We start from the raw sequence: 26,313 nt of genomic DNA on the forward strand, positions 1-26,313 counted from the left end.
GCCTCGGCGCATTGGATCAAAAGGCTTTCGTTGCCGATGAACAGACCAGACAGAGGGGCCGCAACAGATTTGCTTTGAAAGTTCATGTCTGCTCTCCATTCAAAATCGGCGCCCCATTGGGGTCCGTGATCTGCCTCGACGTGCGGCCGCGCGTTGAAAAGACGGCCTTTGCCCCATGAAGTGCCATGTCAATGAGGAAGAATTTGGGCGTGGATGCGGGTTTTCTTTGCAAGATCTCGCGAAGTCTCGCAAAGCTTCCACCGGCGAGATGCAGCACGGTCGCCGCAGTGGCATAGGCCCGACCGTGGTTCCTGAGAAAGTAATGAAGGCGGCTGTCAAACCAATAGGACGGCATGCGCTTTTGCGTTTTCATCCCCGTGGACACAGAGCCGATGTGGGTCACGACGCTTTCGCGCACAAACGTCATTTTATGACCGTCCAGAACCGCGCGCAGACACAGGTCGGTTTCCTCAAAGTACAAGAAAAAGCTTTCGTCAAAGAGCCCGATGTCATCCAAAACCTCACGCCGGATCATCAACGACGCGCCCGCAAGCCAGCCGACATGACAGGTGCTGTCTGGCACCGGCAGAGCGACAATCTTGCGCCGCAACAGACGGCTGACCGGGCCGAATTTGATCGCTCCCTCAAATTCGCTCGCAAGCGTGGGAAACCGGAACGCAGTTTGATGAGACTGGCCGTCGTCGCCAATCGTCAGACTGCCTGCAAACCCCGTTTCTTTGTTTTCTTCCATATGCTTAAGCAAATAGGAAATTGCATGGCGTTCGGGAAAGGCATCAGAATTCAGGATATAGATATAGTCGGGCCGCTCGTCCTTTAGGGTTTGGAAACCCGCCCGAATGCCGAAATTATTGCCCGCGCCATAGCCGCCGTTGCGACCGGATTGCAGCACGGTGACCGTCGGCCAATCCTGCCGCGCAACCGCGTCTCGCATCATCTCAAACGAGCCGTCCTGACTGTCGTTGTCAACGATCAGGATCTCTCCGTGGATGCCCTCCATCGCAGCGACCGCGGCCTCTGCTGCATCCAATGTCATTTCTGGCGTCCGCCAGTTTAGGATAACCGTTAATACACTCGAACTACGCATGTTTACCCCGCTGCCCGCCGAAATGGGACGATCACCTGATCGGCCTCTTCGGCGTCCTCAATGGCTTTCCGAATATGAGATGCCAGAACGCGAACATTGGGTTCCAGCACCATACTGTCGTGATCTCCGGGCACTTCCAGAACCGAAAGGTCGGCCACAAATTGGCCCCAATCATTGTCCGCCAGAACATAGGCGCGGTCCTTGTCGACCAGACGGTCCTCTGCCACCTGCCACTTACCCACCATAGGAGGGCGATACAGCGCCACGCGGCCGCTCCAGGGACGCACTTGATAGGTGGACACAGCGCGCAGGAACGCCGCTTCGATCTCGGCGTTGTGGAACTGCGCCTCGCCCTCGTCCGCGTGCGTTTCTCCATGCGGGCGACGCTTCTGGATTTCCCATGCAATCCGGTTTTTCGCCCAGCGATACAGATAGCCCACGCCGCCGGACTTCAGCTCTTGCAGCTGGATCTTGATCCGGTCTTCACGGCTCAGTGGTCGGCGCTGAGGCAACGGTGTGTCCAGCATCACAACCAGCGACACCTCTTCGCCCATGGCCTTAAGTTGGTGGGCAATCTCATACGCAGTGATGCCGCCCCCCGAGAAGCCGCCCAGCATATAGGGCCCGTGCGGCTGCACCTCTCGCATCTCGTCGATATAGTCCCGCGCAGCTCGCGTGATCGAGTCATGCGGGGCCACATCCCCAAACAGACCGCGCGCCTGCAGGCCATAGAACGGACGATCAGAGCCAATCAGATGCCCCAAATGGCGCAGGTTCAGCACGTTTCCGTACATGCCGGCCACAAGGAAAAACGGTGTTTTGTCAGACTGAAGCGCGCCATGCATCGGTACAAGATGCGTATAACGGCGCTCGGGCGCGGATGGGCCAGGGATAATGTCTGCACTGTCGGAAGTGTCCTGTGGCCCGATGCGCTCCTCGATCAGAGCCGCGCAGCTTTCAATAGTGGGCGCCTCAAACAGAACCGAAATCGGGAAAGACACCCGATAGGCTTTCTTGACCATCGCGAACAGGCGCACAGCCACCAGACTATGACCGCCAAGATCAAAGAAACTGTCGTGAATGCCGATCTGCTCGATGCCAAGAAGGTCCGACCAAAACCCAGCCAACGTGCGCTGAACATCGGTTTCCGGGGCCACGAAGTCAGCATCCAGATCAGGGCGTTCAAACCCTTCGCTTTGCGCAGTGTCGTCAAACTCTTGGCTGGATTGCGCGACAAGCCCTTCCAGATCTAGGGACGAGATAACCACCCGCGGCAGCCCTGTCGCCAAGGCACGACGCAGGGCTTCTGCGCCCTGAGCAGCCGGGATGCCCTCGGCAATGTTGTCTGCCAAGCGCTGTTCACCGGGCGAAAGCGCCTGCGGTGCGTGATCCTGATCGCGCCGGATGTCTTGATCCCTGACCGGAGGCGTCGCCCCCAGCGAGCCGCCAATCGGAAGCTGTTTGATCGCCAGACCGTCGACCTCGACGCAGACGCGGCCATCCAAATCGGCAAGCACAACATCAAAGCTTGCAGTGCCCTCGTCCACCGAACCACTGACCAGCGTGACATGGCTGATGATCTCGGCTGGCAGCGTTGCGAAGTGACGCAGCGCACCATAGCTCATGGGCACCCAAAGGGCCTCGGCCTGATAGCCAGCGATCAGATCCATGGCCCAGCCGGTCCCAATGTCCAGCAGACCGGGATGCAGCGACATGCCCTTTGCGGCGGGCAGAACGGCGTCGTCCAATCGCAGGCACGCCAGCCCTTCGTTGCCGTGAAAGCTTTGAGAAACCAGTGTTTTCCAGTGCGCGCCAAAATTCAGATGCGCCTCTTGCCGCGTCGTCAGAGTTTGGCCAACAGGTGCCTCATGCACGCTGTCAAAGCGGGCACTCAGTTCCATAATGTCCAGATCCTGCGGCATTGACAGCGCCACCATCGAAATGCGCCCTTCGGCATGCAGAACAAAGCCGTCTTCGTGGCTGCCGAGCACCTCTACGTCATATCCCGAGTCCGTTTCACGCAGGCTGATGCGCAGCTTGCGGCTTTGTCCGTCTTCGACATGGAACGGGCGTAAAAACAGCAGATCACGCACCTCATAGGCGCGGGTTTCGTCCAAGGCCTGCATCGCTTCGGAGATCAGTTCGAGATATCCGGTACCGGGCAAAATCGCGGCCCCGTCCCACGTGCGGTGCTGATCCAGCATCCAGCAGGTCTTGGCGCTGATCTCTGCCGTAAAGACAATTTCATTCCCCGGCATCACGCGCAGACGTTGAAGAACCGGCGCGGTGATGATCCGGTCTTGCGGCTTGGCCGTACTGTCTCCGCCGAGGCTCTCGACTGCCATGCCGACATCCGCCCAGACGCCCCAGTTCACAGACATCACCTGCGTGACATCGCCTTTTCGGGCGCTGGCATAGGCATTCAGAAACTCATTTGCGGCCACATAGTCAACCTGCCCTGCAGGTGTCGTCACAGTGGAAGTGGAAGAAAACAGCACCAGCCAGTTTAGTGCGCCATCAGGGAACAGCTGGTCCAACACCAATGTGCCGTGCAGTTTCGGCGCCATGACATCGGCCACATCGACCGAGGATTTGGCCAGCATCGGGCCATCATTGATAACCCCAGCGGCATGTATCACACCGTTGATTTTGCCAAACCGCGCATCAACGTCGCGGACTGCGCGTTGCATATCATCCAGATTACAGACGTCCGCAGCCACGATCATCAGCTTGCCGGGCAGTTTTTCCAGATCTTCCACCAACCGAACTCGCCGCGACAGCGGATCATCTGTTGCGCGGAACGCTTTGATTTTGTCCCAAGTTTCGCGATCTGGCAGTGGTTTGCGGCTTTGCAACACGACATTTGCACCCGCCGATAGCATGTCTTTGGCGACTGTCGCGCCAATACCGCCCAGACCGCCTGTGATCATATAGGTTTCGCCCACGCGCCAAGTGACGCCCTCTTGGTCAAGCGCATGAGGTTTGGACATCTGAACGAACCGTTTAGAGCCACGATACGCAACACTGCCTTCGCTGGGATCGGACAGCAGATCTTCGAACAAACGCTCACCCAGATCATCTGCCAGTTCCACATCAATGGACATAGTCGAGACGCCCGGAACCTCGCGCGGCAAAACCCCTAGGGGGCCTTGGATTACTGATTTTTCCGGATAAGAAAGCGGCTCGGGGCCAACCTTTGCTGTGCCATTGGTGACGCTCATGACATGCACGGGACGCGGCAGGTTCTCTTCGACCATGGCCTGCGACAGATACAGCAGAGCATGGAAGCCCATTTCCAGATTGCGGTGGAAAAAGCTGCTGCCCGGGCGGAAGGTTTCACGGTCGGTGAGCAACCACAGGTGCAGAACCCGATCCGGCGCACGCCCATTGGCGATCAGATCGGCCATCAACTGGTCATAACCCTCGCGTCCACGTTCCGGCGCCAGAACATAACGATCTTTGGCCAAACGCCCGAAAGCATCCCCGGTGGACACTTCGGTCACCGAATGGCCCGCCGCGCGCAAGCGGTCTGACATCTGGCGACCCACACCGGTATCATCCATAAAAATCAACCAGCTATGAGGTGCACTTAAGCTTGGATCAGCCAAAAGATCCGGGTCGCATTCCGCAAGCGCAGGTTTCCACGCCATACGGTATCCCCAATCCTCGATATTGTCCTGACGCAGCAATGTCTGCTGAGTGGGCGCAGCAACTTCGCTTGGCGCAATGAAGTAAGACGCTTTCTGAAATGCATAGGTCGGCAGAACAACGCGATTGCGGCGCGCGTCGCCCCAAATTTGCGTCCAGTCAAAGGACACGCCGCAGGCCCAAAGGCGCCCCAGCACTTCCAGAAAATATTTGTCGTCCTCGATCTCTTCTTTGGGGTGGCGCAGGCTGGACAGCACGCGCGCTGCCGGAATGTCCGAATGCATCCGCGCCAAAGAACTCAGGGCCTTGCCCGGTCCAACTTCAAGATAGACGCGGCCGGTAATCTGGGATGCGGTCGACAGACAGTCTGCAAACATCACAGTGCCGCGCAGATGGCCCACCCAATAGTCAGGGCTTGTTGCGTCTTCGGCTTTCAGAACCTGTCCGGTCACGTTGGAGATGATCGGCATGCTTGGCGCGTTCAATGTGATCGAGGACAGATAAGCGTGGAAGTCCTGCAAAATGGGTTCCAACATACGGCTGTGGGCCGCGATGTCGATCTGGACACGCTGCGCCTCGATTTCATCTGCCGAAAGGCGGGTTTGCAGCGCATCCAGCGCCTTTTGCGGGCCAGACACGACGGTCAGATCAGCCGCATTCCGTGCAGCAATATCAATCTCTTGCGACAGATACGGCGTCAGCTCCGAGACGGACAAAGGCACGCTGAGCATGCCGCCAGCAGGAACGGTATCAAACAGCTGCCCGCGCAGCAGAACCAAACCGATGCAGTCCTCGAAACTCATGACACCGGCCAGACAGGCGGCGGTGTTTTCCCCCATCGAATGCCCAACCAAAGCCGCAGGCGTCACGCCCCAGCTGATCCAAAGCTGCGCAAGGGCATATTCGGTAATCATAATCAGCGGCAGTTGCACCGAAGGCTTTGTCAGCTTGGCATCCGCTTGCGCCTTGGACATGCCTTCTGCCAGCCAGATCGCGCGCGGGTCGTAGTCTACCTTGGCGCGTAGAACCTCTAATCCACGGTCCATCCAGTCCTGAAACACCGGCTCGGTTTCGTAAAGATCCCGGGCCATGCCCGCAAATTGCGCGCCACCGCCGGGGAACATGAACACGACGTCCGGCGTGTCTGTATCGGCAGAATGGTCAAAGACCCGCGCTTTATCGCCATTCTCAAGCAAAGCGATCGCTTGCTCGTGGCTGTCTGCAACGATCACGCGGCGTTTCTCAAAGGCACGACGGCCCTCTTGCAATGTATAGGCAACATCGGCTAGCGGCACATCGGGATTGGCACGCAGATGCTGTGCCAGCCGTGCGGCATTGCCATCAAGCGCCTTTGCGCTGCGCCCGGACAGCGTCAGCACATGATAGGGCCACTCAGCCTCGTCTGATGCGACCTCCGCGGGGGCCTCTTCGACCACCACATGCGCGTTCGTGCCCCCAACACCCAAAGAGTTCACACCGGCACGACGGGGGCCTTTATGACTGACCCAGTCGTTCAGGCGGTCGTTCACCTTGAACGGCGATGTGTCAAAATCAATTGCCGGGTTTGGTGCTTCATATCCCAGAGACGGCGGCAGTTGTTTGTTGTGCAGGCTCAGCGCTGTTTTGATCAGGCTGGCGGCACCGGCGGCTGTGTCCAGATGGCCAATGTTAGTTTTGACCGATCCGATCCGGCAAAAGCCCGCCTCGTCCGTGGTTTCCCGAAAGGCTTCTGTTAGCGCGGCAACCTCGATCGGATCGCCAAGATAGGTGCCGGTTCCGTGGCATTCCACATAGTCGATTGTATCTGCCGAGATGTCGGCAAGCCCATGTGCCTCGGCGATGGCCCCTGCCTGCCCGTCAACAGACGGCGCAAGATAGCCTGCCTTATCCGAGCCGTCGTTGTTGACAGCCGTCGCACGGATCACGCCCCAGATATGGTCATTGTCCGCAAGCGCATCAGCCATCCGGCGCAGCACCACGACGCCCGCACCAGAACCAAAAACGGTGCCCTGTGCCCGGTGGTCAAATGCGTGGCAATGACCGTCAGGTGACAGGATTTCGCCATCTTCGTAAACATATCCGCGCCCATGCGGGAATTCGATGGTCACACCGCCGGCAAGCGCCATGTCGCATTCGCCATTCAGCAGCGATTGCACCGCATAATGCGTTGCGACCAAAGACGTGGAACAGGCGGTCTGAACCGAAAGGCTCGGCCCTTTCAGATCCAAAAAGTGGCTGAGGCGCGTAGACAGGAAATCTTTGTCGTTCCCGGTATGGCGCAACAGGAACATACCGGTGCTGTCGACCAGCTCGCGGTTGGAGCAGACGTTGAAATAGAAATAGCTGCCCATTCCGCAGCCTGCAAAAACCCCAATCGGCCCGCCAAATCTTTCCGGCATATGACCGGCGGTCTCAAGCGCTTCCCAGCTGACTTCCAGGAACTTGCGATGCTGGGGATCCATGATCGCCGCTTCTTTAGGGCTGAGGCCAAAGAAGTCTGCATCGAATTTTTCATAGTCTTTCAGCACCGCGGCCGAAGCGACATAGTTCTTGTGCCGCATCCGCGCAGCGCTTTCGCCGGCCTCTGTCAGATCTGCATCGCTGAGTTCGGTGATACATTCGACACCGTCGCGCAGGTTTGCCCAATAGGTATCCAGCGTGTCCGAGCCCGGCAAATGCGCCGCCATCCCGACGATCGCAATGTCATTGTCAGACCATGTTTTCTGCGCGTTTTTCTCGACCATAAGACCACTCGTGTGCACGTTTTTCTCTCCCCGAAAACCAGACAGACTCGGGGCGTTGATCTACGGATAGCCCGCAAACCAAGCGTTAAATGGGAGAGATCAAGGCGAATTTAGGGCGACGAGAGCGGTGATCGCGGGCCAGTTCACCCAAAAGGCGAACACTGCCAACACCAGCCCAAGCGCGCCAAAGACGCCATCGTGCAGTGGATCCCAAGTGCCCTGATGACGCGCCAGCCACGCCACCACGGGATAGACAAGAACACCCGCCAGCGTCGCTCCGACGAGGGCCCCAAAGAGGCCCGCCACAAGGACGCCTCCCCAAAGGCCCGCGATCATCAGAACGGCGCGCGCAGCATTCAAAACAAAGAAACGGCGGCTGTCGCCCGCCGCCAAGGCCGCCTGATCATAGGTCAGCAGGATCAGATGCGGAATTTGTGATACGGCGACAAAGAGCAATACGCCGCCAGACAGCATATATCTGGAATCATAAAGAAAATCGATCAACCAGTTGCCTGTCAGGGCCAGAACCGCCGACATGGACAAAAGGGCTGCTGACACCAGAAACCGCATTTTGCGCAGCTTGGCGAAATTCTGAGGTGACTGTTGCGGCGGGCGTTCCCGATAGATCGGGATCAATACTTTCTGGATCGCCAAATTGCCTAGCAGAAAGGGAAAACTGGCCAGGAAAAACCCGATATTGTAAATCCCAAGCATGTCGATGCTCAGGAATTTCCCAAGAATAATCTTGTCGCCTTGATAGAGAAAGAACCCGGCAATCGTAGACAGGAATATCCAGCGGCCAAAGTTGATCAGCTCGGCAACCGCGGATTTGTCCCAGCCAAACCGATTGTGATCCCCAGGCAAATAAACCGTATACAGCAGCAAATGCGCCACCGAGGTGGCCAGACCGCTGATGACCAGTGCCCAAATCGATCCCATCAGCCAGGCCAGCACCACAGCGACAACGATGCCAAACGTCTGCCCCAGCAACTCTAGCAGCGTGACGCGCCCCATGATCAGATGACGGTTCGCGGTGTCTTTGCGGGTTGGAAAAAGGCCTGACAAAATCAGTGTTAGGCCCAGAACCGGCAGGATTTGCGCCAGTTGGGGTGCGTCATAGAACTGCGCCAAAGGCCAGGCCAGCGCGAAGGTACACAGCCACAGCAAGACGCCGCGCCCCACTTGCAACGTCCAAGCGGTGTTCAGAAACGCGGGATCGTCGCCGCGTTTGCTTTGCATGATCGCCGGTGTCACGCCGGCGTCCGAGAACATGTTCAGGCCCTGAATCACCATATACACCAAGGCCATCATCCCGAAGGCCTCGGGAAACAGAAGTCGTGTCAGAATAAGGTTAGACGCCAGCCGCAGGGCTTGTTGCGTGCCATAGCTGCCCACCGTCAGGGCAGAGCTGCGCATCGCGCGCGCGCCAAGCCCCGACCCCGTCAAGAGCCCCGAGACCTTACCGCGCAAGCCGCCCGTGGTGTTCATCGTCCGCGTTTCCATTCATCGGCAGTCTGATCTTTGGTCAGACGCACAATCAATGCTACGCCCGCATAGGCAATGAACCCAAACGGATCGCCCAGCGCATAGCTGAGGATGCGAAGTTTCGAGAACCCGCCTTTGTCCTCATTTGAAAAGAGATCGGGATAAAGCTCTTCCAGTTGCGCCACGCCCCGGTTCTGACGGCGGCGCACTTTGATCAGGTTCCCCCAGCCTTCGGCAACAGGCCAAACATAGCTGCTGGGCACGGCAATGCGCTCGCGACGCTTAAAGTGCAGTCGCACGAACATATCGTCGGCAATGATCTCGGGGAATTTGTCCCAGCGCGCGCGTCCGGCACGGTTGACGGCAAATAGGCCCGATCCTGGGATGGAATTGGCCATAAAGGGCGTTTTCATCCAGAAGCGCGCATAGGCGCGGCTGACACCACTTGCCGCCGCCATCTGAAGCTGGCCACTGGCCCAAGCCGCCTCTTCTTTGTCCAGCACCCGCGTGATTTGGAAAATCAGCTTGTCCGTCACACGAACATCCGCATCGAGATAGATCAGAATGTCGCCCTCGGCCGCGTGCTCGCCCATATTCAACGCATGCAGCTTGTCGCCGCGATCCAGATCCAGGATCTTCAGCCCCCACCCCAGCTCTTCGGCAAGCACTTCATAGGTGCGCGCGACGTCTGCGGTTCGGTCGGTACATCCATTGGCAACGACAATAACTTCGGCATCCTCGACGCGCTTTGATTTGAACAACGCGTCCAGACAATAGCCCATCCAGGCTTCTTCGTTATTGGCGGGGATGATGATGCTTGTCTTCATCCGGTATCCTGCTCGTATCGCTCTGTTGTTTTGGCGAGTTTGGCCTAGTGATACCTCATTTCGGCACGGAAACCCAGAGTTGGATTGCAGCTTGGCTTAGAAGAAATCAGCGAAACCGACATTCACGCCCGGCATCTTGGAAAATGACATGGTCTCAACCGCGCTGATCCGCTGTGTGCCGTATTGCGATTCAGCACGCAAAGTCGCGCCCTCGCGGAAGAAACGATATTCTTCCATAAAGCCCATAAGCTCGACATGATCGACGCCCTCTCCGCCATTTACGATATCATCGCCACCATAGCTCATAAGGGTGTCGTCGCCCGCCCCTCCCATCAGCACATCCGCGTAAACGGACCCATCCAGCGTTTCACCTTCCGGCGCGGCGGACAGTTGAACGCCATTGGCAAATACTTCGATGGGACGATTGTCGGTCTGCCCGACGCCCGAGGCGTTGTATGCCACCAGAGCATCAAAGCGCGCGTTGCGGTCGTTAAGGCTGCGCAGGGCGCCCCAACTGCCCCATTTGCTGGCCGGAGCAACATCGACAAAAGCATTAAACAGCGTGCCCCCTGCATTGGTCCAAGCGTTAATGACATCCTGATACAGCACACCCATTTCAGGGGAATAGTTCAGCTCTTGGAAAAAAGCGGTCAGTTTCTTGTCATTCACCCAGTCGCCATGTCCAACCACATGGGTGCCGCCTTCGTACATGATCAAGTCCAGACCATAGTCCTTGGCCACGCGCGCATGATGCGGCCAGGCTTCTTTGGTCAGGAATTTGAACGAGGTTTTGCGGATTTCTTCAATCGCGTTCTGGATTGCGACCTGCTGGCCGCTTTTCAGCCAACGTTTGATCTTGGCCGGCCCGCCTTCGTCGCCAAGCTCGTGGCCGAAATACCCCGTCACCGCATAGGCATCAAAGACATCCGCCGGACGCGCGCCATCGAGCGGGGCCTCAAGGAATGCCGCTTCCAAACCGATCCACCCTGTATGTACGGCCGCGACTCGAACAATACGCTCTTCCTGACCAGCAAAGACTGTGCTCCAGCCGCGCATTACATTTGCGGCCTTCAGCCCTGCGAGCTGGAACCAGGCGTCATCCGGAGCCCGCGACCCCCATAGATCGCGCGCTTCATCGACCGCCCATTGGGTCTGCGGGAAGATAAAGTTCCAAAGCTCGTTTGAGTATTCGACATAGGCCTTAAGGCTGGGACGCAGGCGTTCACGCACCAATGTTGCAAAGCCCGCAACATAGGTGTCGTCCGCCAGATGCGGCATGTTAAACCAGGCATCCGCGCCGATCTGATTGGCCAGATCGATCATAACTTCGGCCGGAACACCGCGCCGCATATAGGTGTAATCACCCACCATAGGCCGTTCGGACCAGGCCGCGATCTCGGTTTCGTTGGTTTCCATCCAGTCCATGAACCGCACAAGGCGCATGTCTTGAATCAGTTTGATCCATTCCGGATTGAAGGTCATGCCCATATCAAACAAGGCGATATGGTTCTCGTGTACGACCGAGATATCGCGAATATAGTCGCCAGTCTTTTTGGGATCTGTGTCACTGATCTTGATCCCGACAGACCCCTCGCCTGGGGCATAGCGGAACCAGATCTCGCCATCGCCATAGCGCACCGGACGCGCCAGACCGGTCAGATCGATGCGACCCTGTCCCTTATAGGTCAGACGATAAAGCCCGCCCAATTGGGTTAAACCCTGCGGCATGTCCGTCAGGATAAGCGTCTCGACGCCCTCCATGCGAAAGGGGAATTCTTTGGGCCAGCCATTGGCATCCAGCAGGCCATCCGCCAGCAAGTCGGCCTCTTCAAAGCCGCCCCATTGACCGCGTCTGTGACCAATCCATGGACGCGCCGATTTCATCAGATCCAAGAACGGCAGCTGAGTGGACCAATCCGAAATCGCATTCAGCCCAATGCCCAGACTTGGCGCAGTGTTTACCGCAGCCATCTGGACCATAACGGTGTCTGCCTCGGCAGATTCCGCTACTTCATTTTTTTTTTGAAACCTCGATTTCCTCGGCGATGATACGTTTCAATCCGTCAAAGTAAGGTTCCACTAGGGGGTCTATCCCTCGTGGGAGCTCTCCGAACTCGGGCAGCTCGTCAAACAAGCCCGCATATGTGATCGCGGCCGCAAGGTAATAAAGCGTCGGGCTGCCGTGCGCCATATCATCGGCATAGATCTCGCGGGTTCCGATTTTGGCCAAACCGGTTTCCAGAAACGCGCGCGACAGAACACGGGCGACAGGGATCAATTCGATCTCCAAATCCGGGCGCGCGCGCTGAAGATGGCGGACGAACTCGACGTACCATTGGTGATAGTCGTCAATATTGTGCTGATGATACTGGCGCAATTTGCGACGCGAGGGTGGATAACCGAACGGATCCATGTCAGCCCAGCCCTCATAGACAAAGACCTTTTTGCCAGAGGCCGTCTTTTTCAAAAGATTAAGCGCAACCGAGACCGGAGTCTCGCGGTTGGGGTTGTCCCACTCATAAGCACGATCGGGCGCCCGATACTGAATGAAGTTCGTTGGGTTAAAGACAATCGTGTCATAACCAACGCTTTTGAAATTGCGCGCATTGCCCCAGGCGGATGGCACCGATTTGAATTGCCACTCTGCATCCGGGGGCAGCTTTTCGTCGAACTCACGCATAAAGCCCCACTGCCCGTCCAGCTTGAAACTGCGGCCCGTGGTGCGCCCGAAATGCGCCAGCCAATGCGGAACTGTGGTGGTGTCCGTGTCGCTCAAATGATGAATCAAACTGTTGCCGAAGAAATAAAGCTTCTGCGGCTCAGCAAGGGCGGACCCTGCGGACCAAAGCGTATAAACGACTGCAAAGCATAGTCGCTTCAGAATACCCATATCTCGAACTCTCAATAACTGCTTGGCCGAAGCTGTGGCCAAAATGCGCTATTTTTCAAGTGTGAGATGGTTTTCTGGGGGGTAAATGTATCGCGCGGCGCGACAATCCGTGAATTTTGCCGAATTGTACGGCTGACGCGAACAGTCCCCTATCTGTTGGCGCGGGCCAGCAGCAGCACAGCAACCAGACCGACCAGCACGATCAACAGGGCGCCAGGGCTGGCATCACCGATGTTTTCCAGACTGGCCTGATCATGCACGCGGGTTGCCAAGGTCTCGTAGTTGAACGGACGCAACAGCATCGTGGCGGGCAGTTCTTTTACGCAGTCCACAAATACCAACAACAGCGCCGAACCAATCGAGCCGCGGATCAAAGGGAAATAGATTTCCGCCAAAACCCGCGCCTTGCTGCGCCCCAGAGAGCGCGCGGCCATGGCAAGGTTTGGTGGCACGCGCCCCATGGCCGCATCCGCAGCACCCTGGGCAATCGCAAAGAACCTGACGCAATACGCCAGAACCAGCGCAAAAGCAGAACCTGTCAAAATCAAAGGGAACCGGCCGCCAAAAATCGACTCCAAAAGCTCTGCCAAGCGGTGATCCAGAAACGCGAGAGGGATCAGAATGCCGACACCCAAAACAGCTCCCGGCGCAGCATAGCCAATGGTGGTCAATGGCAACAAAAGCTGAGGCAACGTCTGTCCTGACAGGCGCACCCCATAGACCAGAAAGACCCCGGCCAGAACCGTGATGACCGCCGCGATTCCGCAAACGACCAGCGTGTTCGTCAGCGCGCGGATCAGCCCTTCGTCCGTCCAGCTTTCCATATTCGCCAAAGCGTGATCCGTCATCACGCCGACAGGCAACGCAAACCCGATCAGGAAGGGCAGCAGACAGAAACACGTCGCCAGAGCCGCCCGCCCGCGCGTCAGGGCAACCCGCTCAACCGGACGTGTGGACTTGCCCAGATTAAAGAACTTGATGCGGCGGCGGCTGATCTTTTCGGAGGTCACAAGAAAGATCACAAGGATCAGGATCACGCAGGAAATCTGCGCAGCACCGCCTGCGTTGTTGCTTTCAAGCCAGACGTTGAAGATTCCGGTCGTCAGGGTTTGCACCGCGAAATAATCCACTGTGCCGAAATCATTGACGGTTTCCATCATCACGATGGCCATGCCCGCAGCAATTGCAGGGCGCGCCAGCGGCAAAGCTACGCGCCAGAACCGCGACCAAGGCGCAGCCCCCAAAGACCGGGCCACTTCGTCGCTGGTTGCAGATTGCTCGCGGAATGTGGCGCGGGCCAGAATGTAGATATAGGGATAAAGCGCTGCCGACAGCACCAGAATAGCGGCCCCAAGCGAGCGCACTTCTGGGAACCAATAATCCCGCGACGTCTGCCAGCCAAACACACCGCGAAGCCAGGTTTGAACGGGTCCGGCGTACTCTAGAAAATCCACCAGCGCATAGGCCCCCACATAGGCCGGGATCGCCAACGGCAGCAAAAGCGCCCACTCTAAGATGCGGCGCAGCGGAAAGCTATACCGGCTGATCAGCCACGCCGTACCCGTGCCAATCACCGCGGTAAGCACCCCGACAGACACCATCAAAACAAGCGTTGTGCGCAAATAACGGGGCAAGGTTGTGGACAGCAGATGCGGCCAGATATTTTCGGTTGGAAAGAAGGCCAAAGCCGCAACCGCGCAGATCGGGGCCAGAACCAACAGCGCGATCGCAAGGGCGCCCAATGACCAAGGGTTCAGTATCCCTCGAAGGCTCAATCGTTTTGCCGACACTGTCTCTGCACTGCTCATGTCGCCCCCTTGCCCGAAATAGGTTTCACTGTCCAGAAAGGAAGTTATACTAGGCTGTAACAAAACAGGGCAAAACGGGCAAAATATGCAGGTCGCACTCCATTTCGGCGCGCCATATACGGATGAAAACAGGCTGCAAATGTGCCTGGGCAAAAACCGTGAGCTGTTGGCAGGAATGGACACGATCGTGCCGCGTCCGGCACAGTTTCGCAAGCAATTGCGCCCCTTGATGTCCGAGGTGCTGAACGCCTCAAACCCGCTGCCGTTGCAGCAGGATTTCATGCAAAGCATCACCGGCGGCACGCGCCCCAACCGCGTGATATTTTCTGCTGACAACTTCCTTGGGTTTCCTCGCACATCGATTAGCGAGAACGAGTTTTTTCCCGGCCCTTTCAATCGCTTGGTCAGCTTTCTTCGTCTGTTTGAGGACGCCGAGGTCGAATTCTTTTACGCCATCCGCAACCCTGCCACTTTCATGCAGGCGCTGATGGTTGCCCATAACGGCGATGATTTCAGCGCACTCACCGGCCACAGCGACCCTATGGCGCTGCGGTGGTCCAGTTACTTTGAAAGGGTGATCGAAGACTGCCCCAACACGCAGATCACGGTCTGGTGCAACGAGGACACGCCGCTGATCTGGGAAGAGATTTTGCGCGAAGTGGCTGGGGTGGATCCGACGATCCCACTGAATGCGCAATATGATCTGTTGAAAGACATTTTGACCCAGGAAGGGTTTGAACGGTTTGAGGAATACCTCAAGGCCCGCCCCGACCTGACTCAAGTGCAAAAACGCCGCGTGATTGCGGCGTTTCTAGAGAAATTCGCGGATGAAGATGCCCTGGAAGAGGAACTCGAGGTTCCGGGATGGACCGACGAGGTTGTCGACGCCATGACCGAAATCTATGACGACGACGTCTATCTGATCCAGTCCATGCCAGAAATCAACTTCCTAGAGCCCTAGGGCGCTAGTGCATGCCAAGCGCTTCTTTGTACATTTCCAGCACCGCTTCTTCTTCGGCGATGTCATTCTGGTCACGCTTGCGCAACGCAATGATCTTGCGCATCACCTTGACGTCATAGCCCCGGCCTTTGGCCTCGGCCATCACCTCTTTTTGGTGATCCATGATGTCTTTTTTCTCTTGTTCCAGACGTTCAAAACGCTCGATGAACTGGCGCAGTTCATCTGCGGTAACGCGATAGCTGGAGTCGGTGACTTGCTCGGACATGTGGCCTCCTGTTGGGTGTTGGCGCGCACCCTATCGCCCCCATTCGCGGGCCACAAGCGGCCATTCAGGCCGAAGGCGGATTTCACCTTGCGACAAGCGTCGTGATGGTCTAGGCCCGAGGCGGTTTTGACGGAAGGAATTGGCCATGGACTGGCTTATCTGGGTAGGCGCTGCGATTTCTCTGGTAGGCTTGGTTGGCCTGATCACGTCGATCCTGCGCGTAAACCGAGCACGCAAAGCAGGCCTCAGCGACGAAGAGCTGCGTGCAGCAGTTCAGGCGGCGATGCCGCTTAACCTTGGGTCGCTGTTTATGTCTGTGATTGGTCTGATGGTCGTCATGCTTGGGCTGGCGTTTTCCTGACGCGTGACTTGGGCCGGTGTCGCCAATACGCTAGGTCCAATCCCCGAAATGCTGGCCGTTCTTGATCAGGTCATCAAACACCGAAGACGGGGTCCAAAACGGGTTCACTTCGGCCAAAGCCCGCATCTTTTTGCGCAGCGTCAACAACCCGTAAAGATCTGCAGCCTTCATCGGCCCACCACGGTGACGTGGAAAGCCGTGCCCCAAGGTCATCACCAGATCGATGTCACTGGCGCATCGCGCAACACCCTCTGACAGCAGCCGCGCGCCTTCATTGGCCATCGCAGCGACACAATAAAACTGAATATCAGACGCGCTTAGAAAGACATCGGGCACGTCTTTGCCTTCGCGCAGGGCATGCACAATTCGAACGGCGTTCTTGTTTGGCTGCCGGCGCGTCTGACCCTCTTCATAGGTGTAAAACCCGGCACCACCCGCACGGCCTGTCAACCCTTGTTCTGACATCGCTTGGGCCAAACGCCCGGTGCGCGGCCCGCGCCCCAGATCCCACAGGCGAAACGGACCCAGATTGAACCCATAGGCGCGCATGGCGTCGTCGATTTCTTCGAATTCGACGCCTAGATGCAAAAGTTGCTCGGCAGCACGAAACAACGCGCTTTGCACAGCATTGCCGATCAGCCCCGGCGCGTCAGAGGCAATCACGCAGTATTTCTCTAGGCGCGACACAAACCGTGCCATCGCCGCGACCACCACCTGAGAAGTCGTCGCACATTGCGCGACCTCCACCAATGGCAAGACCTCAACCGGCGCATAGGCATAAAGCCCAACAACCTGACGCGAGCGTTGCGCTTGTTGACCCAAGTCGGCAAGCCCCCCTTGCGCGGTGCCTGTTGCCAAAACGGAATGGCCGGGCATGAACTCGCCCAATTGGCGGAAGCGGTCCAGTTGTGCGTCCTTCGTGCCCCCTGCCAGATCCAGAACCATGTCGCTGTTCACGCAGTCTTCGATCCGAGGGGCCAGCTCAAATCCTTCGATGACTTGATCCACTGTCAACGCACTCGTGCCATTGCGCTGTAAAATCCGGTCAATCTGCTTTCTGACCCCTGCCCGCGCTCGCACCATGTCTTCGCCGGGCACGATCATAATGACACCGATACTCGCCGCCAGACATACCGCCGCCAAAGCGATCGCGGTGCTTGTCGCCCCGATGATGGCCAGCTTGTGGACGTCCCATGCGCCCTCATCCATTGAGGCGGTGTGTGTGCGCACGCGCGATTCAGCCCGCAGCAGATGCCGATAGGATTGCGATACATCCGACTTGATCGCGCCTTCATAGGCGTCCAGTTCAAGCGCAAGACCTGCTTCAAAGGGCAAAAGCCCTGCGGCCTCGACGCAGCGTATCAGGTCCAGCTTTGCCTGCCCGTCTCCCCGAGCAGCCTCGCGCGCGTCCAGTATTGCGGCCTGAAAAGCGACCGGGTCTTGCAATCCTGCATCCTGATCGCGGGTCAGGCGGCGGGGTTTGTTGTCACGTAGAAGAGACTCGGCAAAGGCTTGATAATGTTGCTCAAACGAGCCCGAGACGATTGCGTCAAAAACCAACCCCAAGGATTTCACCGACAAACGCCGACCATCCATCATTACTTTCAGGCTGTTCTTGGCACCAATCAATCGTGGCAGCCGTTGTGTCGCGCCACCACAAGGGGTGAGGCCCAGATTAATGGCCTCGAACCCGACCTTTGCCGTGCTGACCGCGATCCGGTAATGCGCCGCCAGCGCCAGCTCAAAGCCGGCATCAAAGGCTGGGCCCTGCAACGCAGCAATCACCGGAAGCTCAAACTCTTCGATGGCGCGCGCGACATCTGCGACCGTGGGCGACACCTGCGCATCGTCCAGTTCTTCCAGCTCGAGCCCTGACGAAAAATACGCCCCACCCGCAGTCAGAACGACGGCCCGCATGCCGCCCAAACGGCTGACTTGTCTGAGTGCGTTGATAAGATCAGACCGCAGCGCCAGCGTCAGCGGGTTGCGGCCGCCCGATGACATCCGCAGCACAGCAACTTCGCCGTTGGTTTCGACGTCGACTGTTCCTTGCATCCCCAACTGCCCGATGGTCTTTTTCGTCTCTGGCCCCATACTACGGCCTGAAATGCCCGAAGCAAGAGCCAGCTATTGCCGGGGCCGAGAACACCTCGACGTTACGTCGTTTGCCAATTTATTGTACACTTTGTCTTGCAAGCCATTTGACAGACCAAACATATTCACTAGATTGAATGTGAATTAATGAGGATGGGAACATGACCCCTGACGTTAAAGCTTTTTTTGATACTGCAACGAACACCGTTTCCTATGTTGTGAAAGATCCCGAAGGCCAATCCTGCGCGATCATCGACAGCGTCTTGGACTTTGACTACGCAGCTGGCGAAACGCGCACGCAATCTGCGGACGAGGTAATCGCCTATGTGCGCGATAACGATTTGCGGGTGGATTGGATTTTGGAAACGCATGTCCATGCCGACCACCTCTCTGCCGCGCCCTATATACAAGAGCAGATCGGCGGCAAGATCGGGATCGGCACGCAGATCACGGTGGTGCAGGACACATTTGGCAAAGTGTTCAATGAGGGCACCGAATTTCAGCGCGACGGAAGCCAGTTTGACAAGCTGTTCAGCGATGGCGACACATTAATGATCGGGCAGCTGAGATGCGATGTTATGCACACGCCCGGTCACACTCCGGCCTGTCTGACCTATGTGATCGGGGATTGCGCCTTTGTCGGGGATACCCTGTTCATGCCTGACTTTGGTACTGCGCGCTGTGACTTCCCCGGTGGCTCGTCCGAGATGCTCTATGAGTCGATCCAGCGTATTCTGACCCTTCCAGACGCGACCCGCATTTTTGTCGGACATGACTATAAAGCCCCCGGGCGCGATGAGTTCGCATGGGAGACTTCGGTCGCCGAAGAAAAGGCGCGGAATGTTCATGTGGGTGGGGCCGCCTCGAAAGAAGCCTTTATCGAGATGCGCGACGCGCGTGACGCCACGTTGAAAAAGCCCGCGCTGATCATCCCGTCTTTGCAGGTCAACATGCGGGCAGGTCAGATGCCTGAACCCGATGACCAAGGCGACGTGTTCTTGAAAGTTCCACTGAACAAAATCTGATTGATAACAAGGAGACCCGTGATGCCAATAGATTGGATAATGGGCCTGATCGGTGGCCTGATGATTGGCCTGGGCGGCGCGATATACCTGCTGATCAACGGCCGAATTATGGGCGCCAGCGGCATTCTTGGCGGGCTGGTGGACGGCAGCGGCAAGGCCAACGGGCGCGAACGACTGGCGTTTGTGGCCGGGGTCTTTGTCGTACCGACGGTGATTTTCCTACTGACGGGTCCGATCGACACGCATGTGACTACGAACATCACCGTTTTGATCGCCGCAGGCCTTTTGGTTGGGGTCGGAACGCGTCTGGCCAATGGATGCACGTCAGGGCACGGGGTCTGTGGCATTTCGCGGTTTAACCTGCGGGGCATCGTGGCCACCGTCTTCTATATTCTCGCAGGCGGCCTCACGGTTGTTTTCTTTCGCCACCTTCTGGGAGTCATCTGATATGTCACGCAGTTTCTTTGCCTTTCTCGCAGGTGGTATTTTTGGTGCAGGCCTGCTTGTGTCGGGCATGACGGACACGGCCAAGGTTCAGGGATGGCTGGACATTTTTGGCGCTTGGGATCCCACGCTGGCCTTTGTGATGGGCGGCGCGATCCTGCCCATGGCAATTGCATGGCGCTTGACGATTGGGCGCACGCCAATGCTTGGCGGCAGCTTTCCGGCAAAGCCAGAGATCGAGTTTGATCGCAATCTGGTTCTGGGATCCGTTCTGTTTGGCGCAGGATGGGGCCTGTCCGGTCTGTGCCCCGGCCCATCCATCGCGTCGCTGTCTTACGGCGGATGGCCGCACATTCTGTTCTTTGTAGCCATGGTTGCAGGCATGATTGCCACGCCCTCGCTCAGGAGGCGTCTAGACACCCTCGTCGCCGAACGGTAACTACGCCCTATGGATATTCGCGAGATCACAACCCGCTATTACGTGGCGCCTCAAATTGGTGCCGAGGATTTTGAAACTCTGAAATCACAGGGTTTCACCTGTGTTATCTGCAATCGCCCGGACGAAGAAATCCCCGCGTCGCACCATGCGGCTGCGATGGAAGCGGCAGCCAAAGCCGCTGGCCTTGCATTTGTTATCAACCCATTGACGCATGACACCATGACCGACGACAGGCTCGCGTTGCAACGCTCCACGTTGGAAGGCGCCGAAGGCAAGGTTCTGGCCTATTGCGCATCGGGCACGCGCTCGACTGTGGCGTGGGTTCTGGGGCATGCAGACAGCGCCTCTGCGGACGAGTTGCTGGAGGCCGCAGCGCAAGGCGGGTATCATCTGGATGCCCTGCGTGGCCGGATTGAATTTCTGGCCTCTCGCAAAAGCGATTGATCAATGCGCGGGCGGCGTTGCTGCCTCGGGTAAGATAACGCGGAACGCAGCACCACCCTGCCCCGGCAGATAGGTGATCTCTCCGCCAAGGCTGGTCATGACTTCGCGACAGATTGACAGGCCCAACCCCGCCCCGCCCGCCTTAGAGGCATTGACGCGCACAAACTTGTCAAAAATCCCTTCCTGGGATTTGCGCGCAATACCCGAGCCGTTGTCCACGAAATCAATCGTCAAACGCGCATCAGAGCGTGCGACTTTGATGTGCAACTCGGGGCGGTCGGCATCACAGTATTTCTGCGCGTTGCGGATCACATTAATAAAGACCTGACGCAGCCGCTCGACATCGGAATAAACTTCGACGTTCTCCGAGGCTCGGTTGCGGCGCACTTTCAGCTCTGCCCCCTCGCCCGACAGGGCGATCGTCGCGGATTCATCCAGCAGATCAGACAAGTTCGCGCGCTCATAGTTCAGTTTGACGCGGCGATTTTCCAACATGCTTAAGTCCAGACGATCGTCCAGCAGGCGAGTCAGCCGCAGCGCCTCGCTGTGAATGATGTCGCTGTACTTCAGCTTCTCTGAGCTGCTGAGCTTATCCGCATCGCGCAGAATTTCCGAAAACGCACGGATCGACGTCATGGGCGTGCGCAGCTCGTGGCTGATTTGCGAGAGGAAGTCGTCCTTCTGTTCCGACACCAGCGTGATCTTTTCGTTTGCGCGGCGCAGCTGACGCGCGGTGCGTTGCAAGGCTTCGGACTTGGCTTCCAATTGGCTGGAATATTCCATGATCTGCGCCGTTTCATTGGCCACGGCCAATAGATCCTGCACAGACACCGATGCGCGGCCCACCACCTGCGAAACCATTGCGTGCGCCGTCGCCGCGCCCACCACACCGGAAAACTGGCGTTCCAGCACCTGCAAAAAGTCGGGGTCAGGATCAGGCAGATAGCCGTTTACACCCTGCCTGCGCGCCTCACGTTCAAACAGATCCTGTGTCTCGCGAGCGCCCAGAATGCGCTGCGCCATCACCATCAGATCTTCGCTTTGTGCCACGCCGCCCGTCCAGCTTGGCGTCTGGGCGGAATGGTCGAAGATATTGACAAACTGCGCCCCCTGAAGACGTTCGATCGGGGTTGGGAAGGACGCGAGAGAAATCACCACAAACACCAGCGTATTGAGGGAAATAGACCACAGAACCGCATGCAAGAGCGGATCCATGCCATTGATCCCAAACATCGCCTGTGGGCGCAGCCACATGATGCCAAACAGCCCCTCGTTCATAAGATCCGGCGACCACGCGCCAAAGCTGGGCAACAACAGCGTATACATCCAGATGGCAAAGCCCACTGTCATGCCTGCAAAGGCGCCGATCCGGGTTGCTCCGCGCCAGAACACCCCGCCGATCAGCACCGGCAGCACCTGCGCGACACCGGCAAAGGCGATCAAACCAATGGCCGCCAAGGCCGATCCGCCACCGCTGACCTGAAAATACAGAGAGCCCAACAGGGTGATCCCCATGATGGACAGACGGCGCGACAACAGCATAACCCGGCGCATATCGCCCGACAGGGTCACCTGCTCCATGCGGTTGGCCCAAAGCCAGATCGGCAGAACGATGTGGTTAGACACCATGGTCGACACCGCGATCACCGCCACGATGACCATCGAGGATGCCGATGAAAACCCGCCGATGAACGACAGCATCGCCAGCGCTTCGTTGCCCGTAGCAAGCGGCAGGGTCAGAACAAAAAGGTCCGGGTTAGAGCCTTCGGGCAACAGCTCGAGGCCGACGACGGCGATCGGCACAACAAACAGGCTCATGACCATCAGATAGGTCGGAAAGGCCCAGCTTGCCGTGCGCAGATGGTCTTCGTTGTCGTTCTCAACCACCATGACCTGAAACATGCGCGGCAGACACAGGAAGGCCGCAGCAGACAGGAAGATCAGACCTGCCCAGCGCCCGCCAGAAATACGCCAGTCTGAAATCGGAGAAGCCTCGATCCGTTGCAGAATATCGGCCGGTCCGTCGGCAATGCCCCACACCACAAAAACGCCAACGGCCAGCAGCGCAAAGAGTTTGACGACTGCCTCGACTGCAATCGCCATCACAACGCCATAGTGACGTTCGTTTACATCCAGGTTCCGGGTACCAAACAGGATGGTAAAGATCGCAAGGCCAATGGCCACAAACAAAGCAACCGAGGTCAGATCGACATCCTGCCCCCCCGAAGCGCCAACAAAGACCGAGGAACTCAGCGCAACTGACTGAAGTTGCAGCGCAATATACGGCGTCGTTCCAATCACCGCCAGAACAGTGACCCCCGCGGCCACGACATTGGATTTGCCATAGCGCGACGAAATCATATCCGCGATGGATGTGATCCGCTGGCTACGTCCGATCCGAACCATTCGGCGCAACAGCCACCACCACCCGATCATCACAAGAGAGGGGCCGATATAGATCGTCAGATATTCAAGCCCCGAGCGCGCCGCATATCCAACCGCGCCATAAAAGGTCCAGGCGGTGCAATAGATCGACAGGGACAGCGTATAGACGACCGGCATTCGCAAGAACCCGCCCTGCCCGCAACGGTTGGCGCGTTCGGCGGCGAAGGCGACAGCAAAAAGGAAGACGACATAGCCTATGCTGACCGAAATCAGGACATTTAACGCGCCCATCAGTGTTCCTCCGGCCGCTGCCCGTCGTTTGAGGTGTCACTGTTCCTACCCCTTCCAAGCATGGCCGCAGAAACCGCGACCAAAAGGATAAGAACAATCCAGACCAGAAAGATAAACACGGCAGCACTTGCGGTGCTGATAGCCTCAGAGCCTTCGCGCTCCCATGTCAGAGGCAGCATCCACAGGATCAGACCAAGGAACGGCAGTATACGGATCGCGTCCACCAGCCGGTGACGCCGGTACATTTGCCGCTCAAGAAAGACCACGCGACGTTCAGACATGGGCCGTCAATGCGCGCACAGCGTCCAGCACGTCTGAGTTAGCAAAAGGCTTGGTCATGAATTTACTGACGCCAAGCTTTTCCGCCATCTCGCGATCACGGCTTTGGCCGCGCGCCGTCAGCATCAGCACAGGAATATCCGCGAGTGCAGCATCACCGCGCAAATCCTCGAGAATTTCGTAACCGCTGCGCCCCGGCAGCATGACGTCCAGAATAATCACATCCGGCGCACGGTCCCGCACGGCATCTATCGCGTCATGCCCGTTCGCATGCGTCGCAACATCATACCCTTCGCGGGACAGGATGAAGTTAATGGCCTCAATGATATTGGGCTCATCCTCTATGAGTAATACGCGCATTCGCCACTCCCTCCCCGTCGTTAGCAATCGCGTTCAGGCATCATTAGCCAGCCCGGTTAAAATTCCAAGTTAAATTCCATCAACAAGGATCGATGGCTCGCGCCGAGACAGACAGGTTTCGACCGAACAGATCCGACACGCGGCGCCAACCTGCGCCTCTGGCGGTTTCCGCTCGGCATTAGGCGTGATCAGCATCGTGGCTGTAAATGTGGTATCTTGTCCAAATTGCGGACGCCCTTGCGGTTCTGACACAGCGAAACATTCAAACTGCTCCATTTCCCGCGCGGCAAATTCGACGATCTGTACCAAAGGCTGACCGGGACGCTGCAATGCCCGAAACAGCGGCCAGCGCGGACAGGCGGAACTGTAACGTGGCAGGCTAAAGCCCTTGAGTTCCTTGCGATAGATCATCGTGCCCGCCATATCGCATTTCACCAAACCGTAGTCTTGATTGAGAATGGGTTTGGGCAAAAACGCCAGACGACGCATGACGGCAGCCAGAGAAACACTGAAGATCTCGGCCAAAGCGGCAACATCGCCATTGGTATCGACGTGCGCGGCCTCAAACGCCTCAAGAGGCATGGATTTTGCGTTGATCGCGTAGTCCGCAAGCACTTCGCGCGCCAGATAATGCGCGCCTTTGCTGTGCAGCAGCTCAGAGCCTGTGACGATAGCCTCGATATCGTCGCCCTTTTCGAGCTGCGGAAAGAAATACCCTGCGTTCTCTAGGAAGCTGTGTAATTCATCCCGTGGTGAGGCCATGCGCGTTTCCGCATCCTGCGCCCCGTCCAGAAAGTTCACCAAGAGCTGCGAGCTGTCGGCAAGGCGCTGACTGTCTTCGCTGAGGTTTCGGTGAAACCGCGCGCGCCACTCTGGTTCCAACTCGCGGTTCTCATGCAGAATGCCCGCCGTTGCATGTACGGCCGTCACCATAGAGAGAACCTCGTGCATCGCGGCCGCCAACTCTGGATCATGCGCCAGACGGTCGCTGAGCGTTTCAACCGTGCGTTCCAGTTTCAGGCCTGTCTGATGCTGCGCGCGAATGACATTGGCCCAGCCCGGAAACCGCGCGGCAAATTCCTCGATCCGCTCAAGTTCAGGCGCGACATTGGTCACCACATTCGCAGCCTCGCGCAGCGCCGAGATCAAAGCGGCCTCGGCACCCTCGCTTAAGAGTGTCGCCTCGACGCCGAGAGCGCCGGCGATATCCACCACCAGCTTGCCGCCGATTCTGCGTTTATCGTGTTCAATCAAATTGAGGTAGGAGGCCGATATCCCCACCTGAGACGCAAGCTCTGCCTGTCTGATTTTCAAAGCCATGCGACGCTCGCGAATACGGCTTCCGACAGAGCGATCTTTCATGGTGGCTTACCCCTTCTGATTCAAAAGCTTTTTCCGCTTTCGTAAATCAAATTTACAAAATTCATTAACACGACGTGATTTTCTTTACAAAATTTTTCTTTTGTAAAAGGCGCTTGTTGCGAAGTTTTCAGTTTCACCGCGATACTCTGAGAGCACGTAAACTGTGCACTGTGCGCCGCAGAGGAGGCGGTTTCGCACAATAATCTGTTAAACGGGAGGAATATAATGTCCAAATCGACATTGACTCGTCGCGGTGTCCTGAAATCCGGCGCGGTTGCCGGTGCAGGTCTCGCGCTGCCAACATATCTGGCCGCTGGTAGCCATGCTGGCTACACCAACGCGCCAACTGGCAGCACTGTGACGCTCGGTTTCAACGTACCTCAAACCGGTCCATATGCGGACGAAGGCGCAGACGAACTGCGCGCGTTCCAGCTGGCGGTTGAGCACCTGAATGGTGGCGGCGACGGCGGCATGATCAACACCTTTAGCTCCAAGACGCTGGACGGTACCGGCATCCTGGGCAAGAAGGTCGAGTTCGTTACTGGCGACACCCAAACCAAATCTGACGCGGCACGTGCATCTGCGCGTTCCATGATCGAAAAAGACGGCGCTGTGATGATTTCCGGCGGCTCGTCCTCTGGTGTTGCGGTTGCTGTTCAGGCGCTGTGCCAAGAGGCCGGTGTTATCTTTATGGCGGGTCTGACCCACTCAAACGACACCACAGGTAAAGACAAGAAGGCCAACGGTTTCCGTCACTTCTTTAACTCTTACATGTCTGGTGCGGCGCTGGCCCCGATCCTGGCCAACAACTACGGCACCGACCGTAAGGCCTATCACCTGACCGCTGACTACAACTGGGGTTACACCACAGAAGAAGCCGTGCGGACATCCACGGAAGCCATGGGCTGGGAAACAGTTGCAGCGGTGAAAACACCTCTGACACAGACTGACTTCTCGTCCTATATCGCGCCTGTTCTGCAGTCCGGTGCGGACGTTCTGGTTCTGAACCACTACGGCGGCAACATGGTGAACTCGCTTACCAACGCGGTTCAGTTCGGCCTGCGCGACAAGCTGGTAAACAACAAGAACTTCGAAA

Annotated in this window: 20 protein-coding genes; 7 read left to right on the forward strand and 13 right to left on the reverse strand. The window is 57.4% G+C overall.

The genetic code is table 11. From position 1 onward, the window contains the following. Window positions 1-82: 82 nt before the first annotated feature. The 7 genes from ACEQWH_RS00305 to ACEQWH_RS00335 form a co-directional block, all read right to left on the reverse strand. Window positions 83-1,105 carry a glycosyltransferase family 2 protein gene (locus ACEQWH_RS00305; protein ID WP_370227184.1) on the reverse strand — a complete coding sequence of 341 codons (1,023 nt, stop codon included), beginning with the start codon at window positions 1,103-1,105 and terminating at the stop codon, window positions 83-85. A gap of 2 nt (window positions 1,106-1,107) precedes the next feature. After that, entirely contained in the window at window positions 1,108-7,497 is a 6,390-nt protein-coding gene (locus ACEQWH_RS00310; protein WP_370227186.1) for an SDR family NAD(P)-dependent oxidoreductase, read from the reverse strand. A gap of 99 nt (window positions 7,498-7,596) precedes the next feature. Continuing rightward, the gene (locus ACEQWH_RS00315) at window positions 7,597-9,000 is read right to left on the reverse strand and encodes an oligosaccharide flippase family protein (protein ID WP_372521377.1); all 1,404 of its coding nucleotides are present in this window, start codon (window positions 8,998-9,000) and stop codon (window positions 7,597-7,599) included. After that, entirely contained in the window at window positions 8,982-9,809 is an 828-nt protein-coding gene (locus tag ACEQWH_RS00320) for a glycosyltransferase family 2 protein (RefSeq protein WP_370227190.1), read from the reverse strand. Before ACEQWH_RS00320 ends, ACEQWH_RS00315 begins: the two co-directional genes overlap by 19 nt. Before the next feature lie 96 nt (window positions 9,810-9,905). After that, on the reverse strand, window positions 9,906-11,789 hold the full coding sequence (locus tag ACEQWH_RS00325; RefSeq protein WP_370227193.1) for a hypothetical protein: 1,884 nt from the start codon (window positions 11,787-11,789) through the stop codon (window positions 9,906-9,908). A 31-nt stretch (window positions 11,790-11,820) separates the two neighbouring features. Beyond that, the gene (locus ACEQWH_RS00330; RefSeq protein WP_370227195.1) at window positions 11,821-12,699 is read right to left on the reverse strand and encodes a hypothetical protein; all 879 of its coding nucleotides are present in this window, start codon (window positions 12,697-12,699) and stop codon (window positions 11,821-11,823) included. Window positions 12,700-12,848: 149 nt separating this feature from the next. Beyond that, complete coding sequence (locus ACEQWH_RS00335; RefSeq protein WP_370227197.1) at window positions 12,849-14,507, reverse strand: ABC transporter permease; 1,659 nt, start codon at window positions 14,505-14,507, stop codon at window positions 12,849-12,851. An 85-nt stretch (window positions 14,508-14,592) separates the two neighbouring features. Between ACEQWH_RS00335 and ACEQWH_RS00340 the strand changes: the two genes are divergently transcribed. Next, entirely contained in the window at window positions 14,593-15,468 is an 876-nt protein-coding gene (locus tag ACEQWH_RS00340; RefSeq protein ID WP_370227200.1) for a hypothetical protein, read from the forward strand. A gap of 4 nt (window positions 15,469-15,472) precedes the next feature. Here ACEQWH_RS00340 and ACEQWH_RS00345 read toward each other — a convergent pair whose 3' ends face one another. Further along, window positions 15,473-15,733: a DUF2312 domain-containing protein gene (locus ACEQWH_RS00345; protein ID WP_209356736.1), complete on the reverse strand. Its 261-nt coding sequence runs from the start codon at window positions 15,731-15,733 to the stop codon at window positions 15,473-15,475. Window positions 15,734-15,878: 145 nt separating this feature from the next. Here ACEQWH_RS00345 and ACEQWH_RS00350 point away from each other — a divergent pair, with 145 nt between their 5' ends. Next, on the forward strand, window positions 15,879-16,094 hold the full coding sequence (locus ACEQWH_RS00350; RefSeq protein WP_370227202.1) for a hypothetical protein: 216 nt from the start codon (window positions 15,879-15,881) through the stop codon (window positions 16,092-16,094). Window positions 16,095-16,124: 30 nt separating this feature from the next. Here the strand turns inward: ACEQWH_RS00350 and ACEQWH_RS00355 are convergent, their stop codons facing one another. After that, complete coding sequence (locus ACEQWH_RS00355; protein WP_370227204.1) at window positions 16,125-18,188, reverse strand: enoyl-CoA hydratase-related protein; 2,064 nt, start codon at window positions 18,186-18,188, stop codon at window positions 16,125-16,127. A 161-nt stretch (window positions 18,189-18,349) separates the two neighbouring features. Here ACEQWH_RS00355 and ACEQWH_RS00360 point away from each other — a divergent pair, with 161 nt between their 5' ends. The 4 genes from ACEQWH_RS00360 to ACEQWH_RS00375 are packed head-to-tail and all read left to right on the forward strand — an operon-like array spanning window position 18,350 to window position 20,540. Then, complete coding sequence (locus tag ACEQWH_RS00360; protein ID WP_370227207.1) at window positions 18,350-19,213, forward strand: MBL fold metallo-hydrolase; 864 nt, start codon at window positions 18,350-18,352, stop codon at window positions 19,211-19,213. A 21-nt stretch (window positions 19,214-19,234) separates the two neighbouring features. Continuing rightward, on the forward strand, window positions 19,235-19,660 hold the full coding sequence (locus ACEQWH_RS00365; RefSeq protein WP_370227209.1) for a YeeE/YedE family protein: 426 nt from the start codon (window positions 19,235-19,237) through the stop codon (window positions 19,658-19,660). A 1-nt stretch (window position 19,661) separates the two neighbouring features. Next, complete coding sequence (locus ACEQWH_RS00370) at window positions 19,662-20,096, forward strand: DUF6691 family protein (protein WP_370227211.1); 435 nt, start codon at window positions 19,662-19,664, stop codon at window positions 20,094-20,096. A gap of 9 nt (window positions 20,097-20,105) precedes the next feature. Continuing rightward, complete coding sequence (locus tag ACEQWH_RS00375; RefSeq protein WP_370227214.1) at window positions 20,106-20,540, forward strand: TIGR01244 family sulfur transferase; 435 nt, start codon at window positions 20,106-20,108, stop codon at window positions 20,538-20,540. Here the strand turns inward: ACEQWH_RS00375 and ACEQWH_RS00380 are convergent, their stop codons facing one another. From ACEQWH_RS00380 to ACEQWH_RS00395, 4 genes are all read right to left on the reverse strand, one after another. Beyond that, window positions 20,541-23,216 (reverse strand): ATP-binding protein, encoded by a 2,676-nt coding sequence (locus ACEQWH_RS00380; protein ID WP_370227216.1) that lies wholly within the window; start codon window positions 23,214-23,216, stop codon window positions 20,541-20,543. It abuts the gene before it with no gap. After that, window positions 23,216-23,497: a hypothetical protein gene (locus ACEQWH_RS00385; protein ID WP_370227218.1), complete on the reverse strand. Its 282-nt coding sequence runs from the start codon at window positions 23,495-23,497 to the stop codon at window positions 23,216-23,218. The genes ACEQWH_RS00380 and ACEQWH_RS00385 overlap by 1 nt, the downstream gene beginning before the upstream one ends. Continuing rightward, window positions 23,490-23,855, reverse strand: coding sequence for a response regulator transcription factor (locus tag ACEQWH_RS00390; protein ID WP_370227220.1), 366 nt, complete (start codon window positions 23,853-23,855; stop codon window positions 23,490-23,492). The genes ACEQWH_RS00385 and ACEQWH_RS00390 overlap by 8 nt, the downstream gene beginning before the upstream one ends. 69 nt (window positions 23,856-23,924) lie before the next feature. Continuing rightward, window positions 23,925-25,217, reverse strand: coding sequence for a short-chain fatty acyl-CoA regulator family protein (locus ACEQWH_RS00395; protein WP_370227222.1), 1,293 nt, complete (start codon window positions 25,215-25,217; stop codon window positions 23,925-23,927). Window positions 25,218-25,442: 225 nt separating this feature from the next. Here ACEQWH_RS00395 and ACEQWH_RS00400 point away from each other — a divergent pair. Next, the coding region (locus ACEQWH_RS00400) for an ABC transporter substrate-binding protein (protein ID WP_370227224.1) at window positions 25,443-26,313 on the forward strand (871 nt) is incomplete at its 3' end.

The organism is Cognatishimia sp., from assembly GCF_964229375.1.
Lineage (GTDB): Bacteria > Pseudomonadota > Alphaproteobacteria > Rhodobacterales > Rhodobacteraceae > Cognatishimia.

What these genes read in the sequence shown, in the direction of transcription:
- ACEQWH_RS00370 (WP_370227211.1), top strand. Translation starts at nt 19,662, where the DNA reads ATGTCACGCAGTTTCTTTGCCTTTCTCGCAGGTGGTATTTTTGGTGCA.
- ACEQWH_RS00375 (WP_370227214.1), top strand. Translation starts at nt 20,106, where the DNA reads ATGGATATTCGCGAGATCACAACCCGCTATTACGTGGCGCCTCAAATT.
- ACEQWH_RS00390 (WP_370227220.1), bottom strand. Translation starts at nt 23,855, where the DNA reads ATGCGCGTATTACTCATAGAGGATGAGCCCAATATCATTGAGGCCATT.
- ACEQWH_RS00320 (WP_370227190.1), bottom strand. Translation starts at nt 9,809, where the DNA reads ATGAAGACAAGCATCATCATCCCCGCCAATAACGAAGAAGCCTGGATG.
- ACEQWH_RS00330 (WP_370227195.1), bottom strand. Translation starts at nt 12,699, where the DNA reads ATGGGTATTCTGAAGCGACTATGCTTTGCAGTCGTTTATACGCTTTGG.
- ACEQWH_RS00380 (WP_370227216.1), bottom strand. Translation starts at nt 23,216, where the DNA reads ATGGGCGCGTTAAATGTCCTGATTTCGGTCAGCATAGGCTATGTCGTC.
- ACEQWH_RS00355 (WP_370227204.1), bottom strand. Translation starts at nt 18,188, where the DNA reads ATGGGGCCAGAGACGAAAAAGACCATCGGGCAGTTGGGGATGCAAGGA.
- ACEQWH_RS00360 (WP_370227207.1), top strand. Translation starts at nt 18,350, where the DNA reads ATGACCCCTGACGTTAAAGCTTTTTTTGATACTGCAACGAACACCGTT.
- ACEQWH_RS00395 (WP_370227222.1), bottom strand. Translation starts at nt 25,217, where the DNA reads ATGAAAGATCGCTCTGTCGGAAGCCGTATTCGCGAGCGTCGCATGGCT.
- ACEQWH_RS00340 (WP_370227200.1), top strand. Translation starts at nt 14,593, where the DNA reads ATGCAGGTCGCACTCCATTTCGGCGCGCCATATACGGATGAAAACAGG.
- ACEQWH_RS00350 (WP_370227202.1), top strand. Translation starts at nt 15,879, where the DNA reads ATGGACTGGCTTATCTGGGTAGGCGCTGCGATTTCTCTGGTAGGCTTG.
- ACEQWH_RS00310 (WP_370227186.1), bottom strand. Translation starts at nt 7,497, where the DNA reads ATGGTCGAGAAAAACGCGCAGAAAACATGGTCTGACAATGACATTGCG.
- ACEQWH_RS00365 (WP_370227209.1), top strand. Translation starts at nt 19,235, where the DNA reads ATGCCAATAGATTGGATAATGGGCCTGATCGGTGGCCTGATGATTGGC.
- ACEQWH_RS00305 (WP_370227184.1), bottom strand. Translation starts at nt 1,105, where the DNA reads ATGCGTAGTTCGAGTGTATTAACGGTTATCCTAAACTGGCGGACGCCA.
- ACEQWH_RS00325 (WP_370227193.1), bottom strand. Translation starts at nt 11,789, where the DNA reads ATGGTCCAGATGGCTGCGGTAAACACTGCGCCAAGTCTGGGCATTGGG.
- ACEQWH_RS00385 (WP_370227218.1), bottom strand. Translation starts at nt 23,497, where the DNA reads ATGTCTGAACGTCGCGTGGTCTTTCTTGAGCGGCAAATGTACCGGCGT.
- ACEQWH_RS00345 (WP_209356736.1), bottom strand. Translation starts at nt 15,733, where the DNA reads ATGTCCGAGCAAGTCACCGACTCCAGCTATCGCGTTACCGCAGATGAA.
- ACEQWH_RS00315 (WP_372521377.1), bottom strand. Translation starts at nt 9,000, where the DNA reads ATGGAAACGCGGACGATGAACACCACGGGCGGCTTGCGCGGTAAGGTC.
- ACEQWH_RS00335 (WP_370227197.1), bottom strand. Translation starts at nt 14,507, where the DNA reads ATGAGCAGTGCAGAGACAGTGTCGGCAAAACGATTGAGCCTTCGAGGG.